This is a genomic window from Cryobacterium sp. Hh11, assembly GCF_004404045.1.
Lineage (GTDB): Bacteria > Actinomycetota > Actinomycetes > Actinomycetales > Microbacteriaceae > Cryobacterium > Cryobacterium levicorallinum.
In genome coordinates this window covers 1-12,458 of record NZ_SOHF01000021.1, presented here as the reverse complement: position 1 = coordinate 12,458, position 12,458 = coordinate 1, and the positions used below count along the sequence as shown (strand labels likewise).

At 62.8% G+C, this 12,458-nt stretch carries 14 protein-coding genes and 2 pseudogenes; 11 read left to right on the top strand and 5 right to left on the bottom strand.

From position 1 onward, the window contains the following. Positions 1 to 3 precede the first annotated feature (3 nt). The 8 genes from E3T46_RS10595 (at position 4) to E3T46_RS10560 (ending at position 6,797) form a co-directional block, all read left to right on the top strand. Positions 4 to 1,233 (top strand): type II secretion system F family protein, encoded by a 1,230-nt coding sequence (locus E3T46_RS10595; RefSeq protein WP_134578535.1) that lies wholly within the window; start codon positions 4 to 6, stop codon positions 1,231 to 1,233. A 120-nt stretch (positions 1,234 to 1,353) separates the two neighbouring features. After that, positions 1,354 to 1,761, top strand: coding sequence for a prepilin-type N-terminal cleavage/methylation domain-containing protein (locus E3T46_RS18715; protein WP_134578534.1), 408 nt, complete (start codon positions 1,354 to 1,356; stop codon positions 1,759 to 1,761). Positions 1,762 to 1,902: 141 nt separating this feature from the next. Beyond that, entirely contained in the window at positions 1,903 to 2,319 is a 417-nt protein-coding gene (locus E3T46_RS10585; protein WP_134442827.1) for a hypothetical protein, read from the top strand. Between the two features lies 1 nt (position 2,320). Beyond that, positions 2,321 to 2,890 carry a hypothetical protein gene (locus E3T46_RS10580; RefSeq protein ID WP_134578533.1) on the top strand — a complete coding sequence of 190 codons (570 nt, stop codon included), beginning with the start codon at positions 2,321 to 2,323 and terminating at the stop codon, positions 2,888 to 2,890. Beyond that, positions 2,881 to 4,299, top strand: a complete 1,419-nt coding sequence (locus E3T46_RS10575; protein ID WP_134578532.1) for a hypothetical protein — start codon at positions 2,881 to 2,883, stop codon at positions 4,297 to 4,299. Before E3T46_RS10580 ends, E3T46_RS10575 begins: the two co-directional genes overlap by 10 nt. A gap of 34 nt (positions 4,300 to 4,333) precedes the next feature. Beyond that, positions 4,334 to 5,380 (top strand): type IV pilus assembly protein PilM, encoded by a 1,047-nt coding sequence (pilM, locus tag E3T46_RS10570; protein ID WP_134578531.1) that lies wholly within the window; start codon positions 4,334 to 4,336, stop codon positions 5,378 to 5,380. After that, a complete protein-coding gene (locus E3T46_RS10565) occupies positions 5,377 to 6,042 on the top strand; it encodes a hypothetical protein (protein ID WP_134578530.1) in 666 nt (221 codons plus the stop codon). The genes pilM and E3T46_RS10565 overlap by 4 nt, the downstream gene beginning before the upstream one ends. A gap of 2 nt (positions 6,043 to 6,044) precedes the next feature. Further along, entirely contained in the window at positions 6,045 to 6,797 is a 753-nt protein-coding gene (locus tag E3T46_RS10560) for a hypothetical protein (protein WP_134578529.1), read from the top strand. Between the two features lie 10 nt (positions 6,798 to 6,807). Here E3T46_RS10560 and E3T46_RS10555 read toward each other — a convergent pair whose 3' ends face one another. The 4 genes and pseudogenes from E3T46_RS10555 to istA all read right to left on the bottom strand — a co-directional run bounded on the left by E3T46_RS10555 (position 6,808) and on the right by istA (position 10,308). Continuing rightward, positions 6,808 to 7,392 (bottom strand): EAL domain-containing protein, encoded by a 585-nt coding sequence (locus E3T46_RS10555; protein WP_166790240.1) that lies wholly within the window; start codon positions 7,390 to 7,392, stop codon positions 6,808 to 6,810. Between the two features lie 64 nt (positions 7,393 to 7,456). Further along, positions 7,457 to 7,870 (bottom strand): PAS domain-containing protein, encoded by a 414-nt coding sequence (locus E3T46_RS10550; RefSeq protein WP_134578527.1) that lies wholly within the window; start codon positions 7,868 to 7,870, stop codon positions 7,457 to 7,459. A gap of 117 nt (positions 7,871 to 7,987) precedes the next feature. Beyond that, a pseudogene (locus tag E3T46_RS10545) lies at positions 7,988 to 8,698 on the bottom strand (ATP-binding protein). Between the two features lie 38 nt (positions 8,699 to 8,736). Continuing rightward, positions 8,737 to 10,308 (bottom strand): IS21 family transposase, encoded by a 1,572-nt coding sequence (gene istA, locus E3T46_RS10540; protein ID WP_134578526.1) that lies wholly within the window; start codon positions 10,306 to 10,308, stop codon positions 8,737 to 8,739. Positions 10,309 to 10,421: 113 nt separating this feature from the next. Here istA and E3T46_RS10535 point away from each other — a divergent pair, with 113 nt between their 5' ends. The 3 genes from E3T46_RS10535 to E3T46_RS10525 all read left to right on the top strand — a co-directional run bounded on the left by E3T46_RS10535 (position 10,422) and on the right by E3T46_RS10525 (position 12,104). Next, positions 10,422 to 10,889 (top strand): hypothetical protein, encoded by a 468-nt coding sequence (locus E3T46_RS10535; protein ID WP_134578525.1) that lies wholly within the window; start codon positions 10,422 to 10,424, stop codon positions 10,887 to 10,889. A gap of 48 nt (positions 10,890 to 10,937) precedes the next feature. Then, on the top strand, positions 10,938 to 11,180 hold the full coding sequence (locus tag E3T46_RS10530; RefSeq protein ID WP_134578524.1) for a hypothetical protein: 243 nt from the start codon (positions 10,938 to 10,940) through the stop codon (positions 11,178 to 11,180). 129 nt (positions 11,181 to 11,309) lie between these two features. After that, positions 11,310 to 12,104 carry an FtsK/SpoIIIE domain-containing protein gene (locus E3T46_RS10525; protein WP_134578544.1) on the top strand — a complete coding sequence of 265 codons (795 nt, stop codon included), beginning with the start codon at positions 11,310 to 11,312 and terminating at the stop codon, positions 12,102 to 12,104. 108 nt (positions 12,105 to 12,212) lie between these two features. On the opposite strand, the pseudogene E3T46_RS17935 reads toward E3T46_RS10525, so the two are convergent. Then, positions 12,213 to 12,458, bottom strand: a pseudogene (locus E3T46_RS17935) (hypothetical protein); the annotation flags it as partial.

Below are 12,458 nucleotides of genomic sequence, written 5' to 3'. Positions count from 1 at the left end.
GCCATGCCCACCACACTCGCGTATGCCTACAAGGGGCGTAACGCTGCCGGAAAGGTAGTGAAGGGGCGACTCGATGCCGCTTCTGAAAGCGTCGCCATTACTCGCTTGCGCAACATGGGAGTCGCCCCGATCTCCGTCGCCGAGGTCGTAGTCGGCACCGGACTGAGTCGAGAGATCAGTATTCCCGGGTTCGCCACGCATCCGGGGCTCAAAGACCTTGCCGTGATGAGCCGCCAGATGGCCACCATGACCTCCGCCGGGCTTTCCCTGTTACGCACGCTCAATATCTTGTCGATGCAGACCGAGAACAAGGAACTCGCAAAGATCCTCACGAGCGTTCGTAACGATGTGGAAACGGGCGTCTCCCTGTCGGAAGCCATGATCAAACACGCGAACGTGTTCCCGCCCATCATGATCAATCTGATCAGGGCGGGAGAGACCGGTGGATTCCTTGAAAATTCCCTCAACTCGGTAGCAGAAAACTTTGAATCGGAGGGCAAGCTGCGCGACACGATTAAGTCGGCGATGGCCTACCCCACGATCGTGCTCGTTATGGCGGTCGTGGCCGTTGTCGGCATGCTCACCTTCATCGTGCCGGTGTTCGAGAAGATGTTCGCCGGGTTCGGTGGCCAGCTTCCCCTTCCGACCCAGATTCTCGTCGTGCTCTCCCAAGTCATGGTGTGGCTGCTGCCGCTACTCGTCGTGGGAGGAATCGTCTTTTCGGTGTGGTGGCGCAAGAACAAAAACACCGAGACCGTGCGCAAAATTATTGATCCGATCAAGCTCAAGGTGCCTGTTTTCGGGCCGCTCATGACCAAGCTCGCGATCGCACGCTTCAGTCGCAACTTTTCGACCATGATCGGCGCCGGCGTGCCCATTCTGCAGTCGCTGAATATCGTGGGGGAAACCTCCGGCAACTGGGTGGTGGAATCGGCGCTCCGTAAGGTTCAGGAGTCCGTGCGGCAGGGCATGTCGATCGCGGGGCCGCTCTCGCTGGAACCGGTCTTTCCCCCTATGGTCGTGCAGATGATCGCGGTCGGCGAAGACGCCGGAGCCCTGCAGACCATGCTCGGAAAGATCGCGGACTTTTACGACCAGGAAGTGCAGTCCACGGCCGAACAGTTGACGGCACTGATCGAGCCGCTGATGATCGCGTTCATCGGAATTGTGATCGGCGGCATGATCGTGGCGCTGTACATGCCCATGTTTTCAATTTTTGAATATATCAAGTGACATTTCGCCCCTGAACTGGGGATTGATAATTCAGATTGTTTACTTTTTTTGCGCAATCCACGTAGGCTCAAAGCAAGCTTGCGAAGGCCTTCCTCGCCAGTGCTCAGAGAAGGACCTATCATGATCAACAGCCTTACCAGACCGCTTGCCCGCAAGCGAGCAGCCCTGAACAAAGAAGACCACGGGTTCACCCTCATCGAACTCCTCGTGGTCGTCATCATCATCGGAATTCTGGCCGCAATCGCCATTCCGATCTTTCTGAGCCAGCAGAACCAGGCCAAGGATTCCGCCGCCAAATCAGACCTTGGCAATGCCAAAGTTGCCTACGTGAGTTTGTTGGTCGACACTCCCGCCGGAACTACGACCATTGGCGCGCTCACCCCTTATGGCTTTACCCCGACAATTCCCGCGAGCGTCTCCATCCCGGTCGGCGGCACGAACTTCTGTATCCAGGCTACGAGCGCCTCAACCAAGATCTTCAGGATCACGAATGCCGGTGGTGTCGTCGAAGGTGACTGCGCCCCCTAGGGTGCAACGAAGTGCCGCCGAGCTGTTGCCCCGGCCGAAGTCGAGTACGGTGGGGGCGCCAAGAACGGTGGGGCATCGCGAACGCGACGCCCCACCGTTTAATTCTCCGATCTTTGACACGTCGTTCCACAGGAGGGGCCCATGAACGACCGCCAGCGGGAGACTCCCCGGGCAACGGAAGCGGGTTTCGGCCTCATCGAGATTGCAGTCTCCATGTTCCTGCTCGGGCTACTGGCCGTGGCCCTGTTGCCGTTCCTGGTGCAGGGCGTCACTCAGTCAGCGGCCAACGGAACGCTCGCGGCGGCCACCCAACTCCTGAACAAGGAGATGGAGAACGCGCGGGCCCAAACCACCTGCACCGCCCTGACCGCAGCCACCTTCTCCGTGGTCGATCCGCGTGGCGTGACTCTTCAGGTAGCTCGGACGGTCGGCGGTGCCTGTCCTGCCTCGGCGTCTTCGTACCCGATAACGGTTCCCATGGCTGTCACGGTCGTGCGAACCGATACCGGTGTCGTGCTGGCGTCGGCCAAGACCTTGATTTTTGTGGCGGTGAAATGACATGTTCCTCGAACAAGACGACGATCCGGAGCGGGGCTACACGCTCGTCGAACTGATCGTCTACAGCAGTCTGCTGATCGTCGTCGTCGCCGTCGTCGCCGGACTGTTCGTCAGCGGTCTGACCGCAACCGAGCGCGTGCAAACCGTGACGGCTGCGACCACGTCGGGGCAAGTGGTGGCGGATTCAATCGAGACCAACGTGCGCAATTCCACCGATTTTCTCTTGACGACCCCGGCGGGTGCCGATCAATTCCTCGTCGCCCGCACCGTGAATCGAGACTCAACCCTGTCGTGGCATTGCGTCGCCTGGTATTACTCGGCGGCCGGCAATGGCAGCATCTATTCCAAGCGATCCAGTGTTGCCATTCTCCTGCCCACGCCGATTGAACTCCAGGATTGGACGCTCGTGCAGGAAGGGATCGCACCCGTAGCTGGGACGAATATTTTTTCTGCCAGCGGACAGCAGCTCACCGTGAATTTCGCGAGCCTCGCCGGTGACTACCCGTCGGTCGTGATCTCAAGCTCCGCAACCAGTCGGGCCGGAGCATCGGGGGGCCTGACATGTTTCTAGATCGCGGCGTCGCCTCGCTGCGCGGCTGTCCGGAGCGCGGGGCTGCGCTGGCCTCCGTGCTGGGTGTGATGGCGGTTGGTTTGCTGTTCGCCTCGCTCATCACGGCCGCTGTTGTGGGCGCCTATGGAGTGAGTTCGTCTACTCGGTCCGGGGTTCAGTCCGGTGCGGCAGCGGATGCTGGCATTGCGGCGGCACGCCGGGGTCTCTACGTCGTCGGCAACTGCGCCGGGCAAGCCGTTCCGGGAACTTACGCTTCTGCGGTGGCTCCCCGGTACAGCGCGAAAATTGAGTATTTCGGGGGCAGCACCTGGATTGCGGGGTGTCCTCCCGTAACGGCAACCGAGGTGCGGATTACCTCGCTCGGAACGGCCCAAACTGCGGGCGTCAACGGTGCCACGGAAGGCAACGCGACGAAGGTCGAGGCGATCCTGAAGTACCTCGTGCCCGGGATCGAGCCGAGCGGCGTTGCGCTCTACCTGTATCGGGGCGGCACCGTGGAGTCCAACTCGAGCTTCGATTTGACTGAATCGCCTGGGGCCGGTCTCATGGTCAAAAACGGCAACTTTGATTGCGCGAAGAACAACACCGTGATCAACGGGAGTGTTCTCGTGACGGGAAACCTGACGTTCACGGGATCATGCACGGTTAACGGGACTGCCTGGGTGTCGGGCGCGGCGACTCTCGGCTCGGGAAGGATCAGCGACAACCTGACGGCTGGCACAGTGAGTCCCAACCCGCCCGGGACTCGCGTGGGCGGCACGTACACTCACTCCGCGATCGTTCCCGCGGTGCCGCCGTGGACAGAGGTGGCGTACACCCCCGCCGCCTGGGTGGATTCCACCGGCGCACCTTATGAGGTGAGAACCCTGGGCGCCTGCGCCCTGCCTAACGGACGTCTCGGCGGAACCAGTGCGGGCAAGCCGGTTATCATCAACGCGCTCGACTGTGCGCTGGGACCGACGGCGTCCCACAACACCACCGTCACGCTCACCAGTGATGTCGTGATTTTCGCGAACAAGTTCGATTTCTCCGGGGTCAACGCGCTGCAGTTTTCTTCGTCGACGAGTGCCGTGCACAAGATCTGGTTTATCACGCCGGATCAGCTGTCCAACGAACAACCCACCTGCACGGCGCCGACACAGGGAAACTTCACCGTGAAGAACGGTTTCTCGATCAACAGTCCGGTCGAGGCGCTGCTCTACACGCCGTGCGCCTTCGACGGTGCCAATGGCTTCAGCTGGCGCGGGCAAGTGATCGCGGGAAACTACAGCTCGGCCAAGAACAACCCCACCTTCACCTTTGTGCCGCTCGGTCTGCCGGGAGTGGACCTCGAAACCGGCAGCGCGACACCCACCATCACAAACCCGCAACCGGGATCGGTCGTGTCGAACAGGGAAGTGGCCGACTGATGAACACGACAGCGATAGACACAGGGGCCCAGCCATGACGGACAGCGTCGTCGGAATCGATATCGGCACGTCCGGCTTGCGCGGCGTGGAGGTGCGCGACGCCGACAAGGCCCGTCCCGTGCTCATGCGCTACCACCAGATTGCACTGCCGGCGGGAGCAGTGAACCGCGGAGAGGTCGCTGAGCCAAATACCGTAGCGGCCGCGCTGAAGACCCTGTGGTCGGTGGGCGGTTTTAAGAGCAAGAATGTGGTGCTCGGAATCGGTAATCATCGCGCGCTCGCGCGGGACCTTGCGGTGCCCAAGACGAGTATGAAACGCATCCGCGAAACCCTGCCCTTCCTCGTTGCAGACATGTTGCCCGTGCCCGTAGCGGAGGCCCTGCTCGATTTCTACCCGATCAACGAGAGTGCGGGTGAGAACGGAACCGAGATCAACGGCCTGTTGATCGTTGCGGTCAAGGAGGGGGTGCAGGGCAATATCGCCGCTGTGCAACTGGCCGGCCTGACCGCAGTCGAAGTCGATCTCATCCCCTTCGCGGTCAGCCGAGCCGTGTGTCGGGGGACAACGTTCGACGGCGCGGTTGCCCTCATCGATATCGGTCAGGCAACGACGAGCATTGTGATCACGCTCGCCGGAGTTCCGCAGTTTGTGCGGCTCATCCCAGCGGGCGGTGGAGACCTCACCCAGGCACTGGTGCTGGGCTTGTCCGTCGACGCGCCCACGGCAGAGTTGGTGAAACGCGAGCACGGACTTGCCGGGGTATCCACGACGAACCTCGGTATCGAGGCGACCATCATTTCCGAGGCAACGAGCGACCTGCTCAACAGCCTCCGCAATACCGTCAACTACTTTTCACACACCAGGCCGCACATCCCCGTGACTGGAATTGTGCTCATGGGAGGTGGCTCCCAGCTGGACGGATTCGCGCAGGCGCTCCATTCGCTGACTCGACTGCCCATCCTGCCGGCAGATCCGTTCGAGTCGGTTGCGCTCGCCAGAGGCATAGATGCCGCAGCCCTGCAGCTCACGAATGGTGCCTTTACCGTGGCACTCGGCCTCGCACTGGGGAGCACAGCATGACCCGCAAGAAGCCGACGGATGAACTCGTTCTCGGGGCGGAACCCCGCATGGACCTGCTTCCGCCCGAAGTTCGTCTGCTCAAGAAGGTCAAGGCTACCAGGCGACGCCTCGGAGGCCTCTTGCTGGCGGTGCTGGTACTCGTTGGGGCGGGGGTCGGCGCATCCAGCTGGTACGCCCTGCAGAGCCAGGCCGAACTTGCCGCTGCGCGGGAACGCACCACGGAGCTGCTGGCCAGCCAATCGAAGTATTCCGAGGTTCAGAAGGTGCAGGCCGCTCTCGACACAACACTGGTCGCGCGGCAATTCGGCGCATCCACTGAAATTGATTGGAAGGCCTACCTCGCCCAGGTGCTGGCACTCGTGCCGAGCACCGTGACCGTTGACACGCTCTCGATCGACTCAGCATCGCCCCTGGTTCCCTACGAGCAGGCGGCGTCTCCCCTGCTGAACGCCCGGGTGGCTACGATCAGGATACTTTTCAGGAGCCCCGATGCCACGAGCGTGCCGGCGTGGCTGGAGCGCATGTCAACGCTGCCCGGCTATGCGGATTCCCTGCCAGCCGCGATCACCCGGACGGATACCGGTCTCTACACCGTTGACTTCGTGCTGCACGTCAATGAGGGCGCGTTTTCGGGACGCTTCGCCACTGCGGAGGGGAAGTGATCATGGACAAGAACAGGCTCTGGGTGATCGGTGCCCTGCTGGTGATCGGCGCTATCGTGGGCCTCGGGTGGCTTCTCGGGATTTCGCCCAAACTGAGCGAGGTTCGGTTGGCGGAGGCCGATCGTGACACGACGCTGGCGCAAAATGCCGCTTATGAGCTACAGGTGCTTGCCCTCAAGAAGCAGTTCGAGAACATCGACGAGCTCACGGATGACCTGTCCGCAATTCAACTGGCCGTTCCCAGCTCCGCCGAGATTCCAGCGCTGATTGACGAGTTCAATGCGATCGCCGCGAGCAGCCAGGTCGTGATCTCCGCGTTCAGGCAGAACGACGCGCAGGCATTTGACCCGGCGTTGCTCGTCGTGGCGGCACCCACAGCAGCGGCGCCCCCGCCGGCGCCCACCTCGGAGGCAACGCCGAGTCCGGCGCCGAGCGAAGCTGCCGACGCTGCCACCGACGCTGCCACCGAGGCGGCGACTGCTGCCGGCGCGGTTCCAGCCGCAGGGGTTGACCCCCGCCTCACTCCGGCGAATTTCATTGCCATCCCGCTCAGCCTCACCGTTACCGGTCGATACGACAGTGTGCTCGATTTCGTTTCGGGCATTCAGAACGGCCGGAGGCTGGTCCTGATCAACGCCCTCTCCACGGTGCCGACCGTCGACGTCGCGGTAGTGAGCGGCACAGTCACGGGCACGATTACCGCCCTTGTCTACGTTCTCCTCGACCCGAACACGGAGGCGCAGACAGCCCAATAATCGGATTTCCCTACCCCAACCCCAACTTGCCGCCCTCAGTCGTGCGAAACCAGGGCGGGCTGGGCCGCGAGAGGTAGTGGCCCTGGCCGTAGTGGCAGCCCATCTCGCGGAGCAGGTCGCGTTGACCGGCCGTCTCGATCACCTCGGCGATAACGTCGAGGTGCGTCACGTCGGCGAGGCGCACCCCGAGCTGTCGTAGCTCGGCAAACGTCGCGGCGGCCGGGCCAATGGCATCGAGCAGTGCGCTTTCGGTCAATTCCAGGCAGCGTTGCGCGGGCGAAAGCCCCGATACCGGCAGGGCTTGCCGCACCGTGGCACCACAATCGTCGCGGGCGAACTGACGGGCCGACACGTTGACGCTGACGGTCACCTGGTCGAGGGTCGTGGCTGCGAGGGAGGCCTGGTAGGGCAGGCCGGTGACCCGGGTATCCTCGTGGATCTCGGCGACGCTGACGTTGACACAGATCTCGCCGATGCTACGCAGCGCCCGCTCTGAGCGCTGGTGCGTGTACTCGTCAGCCGACGGGCTGACGTTTGCACCGTGATCCGCTGACTCGCCCGGCTTGAAAATATTCTCGATGGGCCGGTTGAGCACTCCGTGGGCCGGCCCGGCCAGCTCGAACAGCCATTGTGACTCTCCACGACGTAACCGTTGAGGGTCACAATGGCTGTTCGCAGGGGAGACGACTCGAAACCGCCTCAAACCGGGCATGGGTAGCGGATGCCTCCTGCTCGGCTACGTGCACGGCTCGCTCGGCCGTCAACCGCTCCACGTCGTCGGGATGGATGGTGACCGCCCAGCCCGAACCCAGGGACTGGTCAAGTCGCGTGCCACTGAGCGCGTGCCACTGGTCGTTCGCCGTCAGCAGACCGCTGCTGGCGTCGAGCTCGACGATGCCAACGGGGGCGAGTCGCACGAGCGCGTAGAGCTGCGTGGCGGTGTTAGCCAATTCGCGGGTTCGCTCTATCGCGTTTGATTGCGTGAGGTCGTCAGCGGAGCGATCGCGGAGTCGATCAAGGTCGCGCAGCCGCACTGCCGCGGCCCAGCTCATTGCGCAGCCGAGAATCGTCATTTGAGTATTTGAGTGTTTAGGGGCCACTGAGTATTGCCTGCGGGGGCCACCGGTATTGCCTTCGAGTGCCGGGCGGTCGCGTGGCCGGGGGCCATCCGCACCCGACCACGCGAGTCTTTATGCTTTGACCTGGCCGGCGGTGTGCTCTCTCATGTTGTGGCCGCCGGTCTCGACCCAGATGGTGTTGTGCACGATGCGGTCCATGATCGCGTCGGCGTGAACCCCGGAGCCGAGGCGCTGGTGCCAATCTCTCTTTTCGTACTGGGTGCAGAAGACCGTTGATGCTTGGTCGTAGCGCCGCTCGAGGAGTTCCAGCAGCATGCTTCTGGTGCTCTCGTCGGGCTCGTCCAAAAGTCATTCATCGATCACCAACAGGGTGAACGCGGCGTACTTGTTCAAGAACTTCGTGGTCCCGGCGGGTTTATCGCGGGCCAGCTGCCAGGCCTCTTCAAGCTCTGGCATCCGAATGTAATGCGCTCGCACTCGGTGCAGGCAGGCTGCTTTCGCCAAGGCGCACCCCAGATACGATTTCCCCGACCCGGTGAAGCCCTGAAACACGACGTTCTGCTGCCGGTCGATGAACGAGCACGTTCCAAGTCCGGCGATCATTGACCGGTCAAGGCCGCGCTCCTCGACGAGGTCCAGACGGCGCAGATCAGCGTTGGGATAGCGCAGGTTCGCCCGACGGATCAGCCCCTCGACCTTCGTTTGGGTGAAGACGGAATGCGCGTCATCGACGGCCAGCTTGATCTTCTCCTCAAACGCCAAACCCAGCGTCAAGGTATCGTCCTGAGCATCGAAGGCGTCCAACAATGTGGTGACACCCATCTCGCGGAGTTTGCGTTTGGTCTCGATATCGATCCGGCTCATCGTGCACCGCCCCCGGCATAGTAGTCGGCGCCGCGAACGTATCCGCCGGTTTCGGGTTCGGTGGGTTCGAAGCGCGGAATCCTACGCGTGCCTGGTTTGTCTTGCCCGGTTTCCAGGATCGGCTGCAAGTGCGCATACCGGGGCGAGCGAACACGACCCTCGAGAGCGATCTGACATGCTTTTTCTACTCGCTCGCTGGAGTAGCGGCGGCTCAGCCGCAGTACGGCCAGGGCGGCGTCGTAGCCTTGCTCTTCCACGGGAACTGACTCGAAGATCCTGTTTACGACGGTCACCACGTGGGGTCCAATTCGTGTCGCCCAGGCCCGGATCCGCACCGTGTCCCACTCGCGGTATTTCTCGCCCTGGGGCTGGTCGGCATCGTTGGTGCGGTATTCGTTCACGACATGCTCGCCGAACAGGAGGTGGCTGGTGAGCCGCTCATGATTGCGGTAAATCTCCAGGACTTGGTTGGTGATGCGTAGATCGACGCCCTGGCCGATCTGCGCGTAGGGGGCGGAGTAGAAGTTCTTGTTCCAGACCACGTGCGCGTTCTTCTGCACCCGGCGCCCGATTATCCACCGGCTGATCTCATACGGAGTCGACGGTAATGGCCGCAACAGCGCTTTCTCCTCGGTTTCAAACACACTGAGGCGGGAGCCGGCGCGTTTCTGGAACGGTTCCCGGTTATAGGCATCGATGCGTTCCCGGATCGCGCCCCGCAGATCGGGGATCGTTCCAAAGCTGCGGTTACGTAAGCCGGCGATCACCCACGTCGCAACATGGGAGACCGTATTTTCCACAGATGCTTTATCTTTCGGTGCCCGCGGTCTGCCCGGCAGCACTGCGGCCGAGTAGTGCGCGGCCATCTGGCGGTAGGCGTCGTTCAACACGATCTCACCCTCGCGAGGGTGCTTAATCACTCCGGTCTTCAGGTTGTCGGGCACGATCCGGGGAACCGTTCCGCCGAACCACTCGAACATCGCGACGTTGGCCAGCAGCCAGGTGTCTTGCCGCATATCCAACGTCGGCTCGACGAACGCATACCGGGAAAACGGCAGGCACGCGACGAATAAGTACACCCGAGACGTCTCGCCTGTTACCGGGTCGGTGAGCTGCATCGTCGGCCCTGACCAGTCGACCTCGATCGTCCGCCCGGCCTTATGACCCACCCGGGACGCCGCCCCGGTGATCAGCGTGTGTGTCGCATACGCCTTACAGAATCGGTCGTAACCCATGGAGGGCTGCTCTTTTATCGTGCACCCGTCGACGTACTCGCCATGGAGCAGTTTGAGGGTCACCCCGACCTTGGCGAGCTCTTTATGCACCGCGTCCCAATCCGGCTGCACGAAAACACTTTCGTGCTCGCCGCGCCCCGGGAACAGCAACGAATACACCTCCGCATCGCTGCGGTTCACGTGACCGTCACGGTCGATGCCCGCTTTATCGGCAGCGCCGAACACCGCCAACACGCTCTTGCGCGACATGCCCTGCGCCAAGGCGATCGCGCGCCCCGTCATGCCCTCAGCGCGGAGTTCGAGCACCCGCTTGGCTTGGATCCTTCGTACCATGATTGATTACTCCTTCTGCCGCGTGCCTATACACGCGGCAGAAGGAGCTAAACAGATGGCCCCCAACAGCAATGTTCGGTGGCCCCGAACCGCGCTAGTGGCCACATCACCCCGTGGCCCCGAACGTCAATAACACTGGCCCCCACGAGCGCAAATACTCACATGGTCATAACGAGGAGCGCAACACCGCCGTGAATGTCGTACAGGTTCGCCTGCTGTCCCCACAGCTGCCCGAGCACGAGCAGGATCGGCCTGCTGACGAAGAAGGGGATGGCCCAGCGCAGCAGGGTTTCGGTGCTTCCGCGATGCGTGAGCAGGCCGATGGGGCTGTCCTGATGGCGGTGAAGCACCAGGAATGGACCCAAAACGATCGGGCAAATAAAGGTTTGCGGGGCCATGGCGGCGAACCTGTCGAGTGCGAACACCGCGACGGTCCGGTCTACTTCAACCGCTCGCCGCGGGTGGAAGGGCGCTACGCCGGTCAGGAATTCGCAGCGCCCGAGGTGCCGACCGAGAAGGACGACCAGCCGTTTCCCTGGCCGGCCAGGGTGGCGCCGGTGCTGCTCGGTGTGAGCATGTGACTCGTTTTCGACCGCCCGGCGGCGCTGCTGTTCGTGCTGATGGGCCCGATGATACTCATTGGCATCTTCTTCATGAACCGCTCGAAGGACCAACGTCTGGTCAAGCGCTCGATCGGCCGGTTCGACACCCGCCTGGCAGCCTTGAGCGCGCAGCTGCTCACCGAACGCACGCTGGAGCAGCAGGCCCCGACTCGGCGAATCGCCGTCGACCGTCGAAGCGCTGACGGAGTCGTTCGAGCGCGGACCGCTCAGGTGGACCCGACGGCCCGAGCACTGGTCCTTCCTCGGTGAGACCATAACGGATGTCGCGGTCGAGTCGGTCGACTCCGCCAGGCCCTGCACTTCGCGCGCCGCCTGGCCCCGGTCATCGACGCCGGTGCGCTCATCGCTGACTCGAGCGACCTGCCGCGCTCGGTGTCGATGGTCACCCTGCTCAGCCATGATCTGGAGAGCGTCGCCCTGCGCACCCTGCGCACCCTGGCGATCGCGGCCGGCCGCACGAGCGCCGGCGGGCCCGTCGCGGTTTATGGCCTCGACTTCGCCGCCGGCAGCCTCCGCAGGCTCGAACCGCTGCCGCACGTGGGCAGCATGATCGGCGGCGACATTGAACGCATCATTCGCCTGTTCCGGCTGCTCAAGGCCGAACTTGAAGCGCGCGGCAACCGCTTTGCCGAGGCCACCGCGTCAACGATCGCCGAGTACCGCGCGCTGGCGAACCGCCCCAACGAGCCGCGCATCCTGCTGCTCATCGGCGGGTTCGCGGCCTTTCGGGAAGACTGGGAGGTCGCGAGCGGCCGGTCGAACTGGTACGACGTGTTCCGCAGCATCCTCTCGGATGGTCGTCAGCTGGGCATCCACGTGGCTTTTACCGCATACCTGGCCAGCCCGCGCATGGCGATCGTCGTCGAAAACCTCGCGGACTTTCTGCAGACCCCGGCCGATGCCGCGCTGGTTGAGCTCATCAAACAGGTCAAGCGCAGTAATCATTTTCTGGTCGCCGATGGTGAAGCCGCGTCGTGGAACTCGTCCTGGCCAGTGTTCGCCGAGATGAAGAATTCCAGGCGCGGCCTGCTGCTGCAGCCTGACACCATCCAGGGCGACATTCTGCTCAAGACTCCGCTGCCGCGACTGAACCGGGCCGAATTTCCGCCCGGCCGGGGCATGATGGTGGCCGGCGGCAAGGTTCTGCGGGTGCAGCTTCCGCTCGTGGAATAGCGGCAATTGCCTTCCCGGGGTCTTTGGCTGCTGTATTGACCATCAATATTGACAATCATCCCGCGCCACTCCTCCTCCTCCTCCTCCTCCTCCTCCGGGGACTGGCTGCTAGAACGGTTGAGAGTTGGGGTCGTCGGTGTTCCGCGCGGTGTCCCAGGTGGTGTTCCAGGGGTCACTCAGGGGTTCGTCTGGTGGGGATGGTGCTGGTGGTGGCGTTTCGGTTTGCTGCAGGTGCGGGTTGATGCGGGTGGCGGGGTCGGTGGCGTAGTGTTTGCCGGCGGGGCTGGTCCAGTGGACGGTGCCGTCGGGGTTGGCGACGGCTTTCCAATCGCTGAAGTGTTTGAGGTTGTGGTG

Coding starts and splice junctions, on each gene's coding strand:
- E3T46_RS10595 (WP_134578535.1), top strand. CDS start 4: ATGCCCACCACACTCGCGTATGCCTACAAGGGGCGTAACGCTGCCGGA.
- E3T46_RS18715 (WP_134578534.1), top strand. CDS start 1,354: ATGATCAACAGCCTTACCAGACCGCTTGCCCGCAAGCGAGCAGCCCTG.
- E3T46_RS10585 (WP_134442827.1), top strand. CDS start 1,903: ATGAACGACCGCCAGCGGGAGACTCCCCGGGCAACGGAAGCGGGTTTC.
- E3T46_RS10580 (WP_134578533.1), top strand. CDS start 2,321: ATGTTCCTCGAACAAGACGACGATCCGGAGCGGGGCTACACGCTCGTC.
- E3T46_RS10575 (WP_134578532.1), top strand. CDS start 2,881: ATGTTTCTAGATCGCGGCGTCGCCTCGCTGCGCGGCTGTCCGGAGCGC.
- pilM (WP_134578531.1), top strand. CDS start 4,334: ATGACGGACAGCGTCGTCGGAATCGATATCGGCACGTCCGGCTTGCGC.
- E3T46_RS10565 (WP_134578530.1), top strand. CDS start 5,377: ATGACCCGCAAGAAGCCGACGGATGAACTCGTTCTCGGGGCGGAACCC.
- E3T46_RS10560 (WP_134578529.1), top strand. CDS start 6,045: ATGGACAAGAACAGGCTCTGGGTGATCGGTGCCCTGCTGGTGATCGGC.
- E3T46_RS10550 (WP_134578527.1), bottom strand. CDS start 7,870: ATGACGATTCTCGGCTGCGCAATGAGCTGGGCCGCGGCAGTGCGGCTG.
- istA (WP_134578526.1), bottom strand. CDS start 10,308: ATGGTACGAAGGATCCAAGCCAAGCGGGTGCTCGAACTCCGCGCTGAG.
- E3T46_RS10530 (WP_134578524.1), top strand. CDS start 10,938: ATGATACTCATTGGCATCTTCTTCATGAACCGCTCGAAGGACCAACGT.
- E3T46_RS10525 (WP_134578544.1), top strand. CDS start 11,310: ATGGTCACCCTGCTCAGCCATGATCTGGAGAGCGTCGCCCTGCGCACC.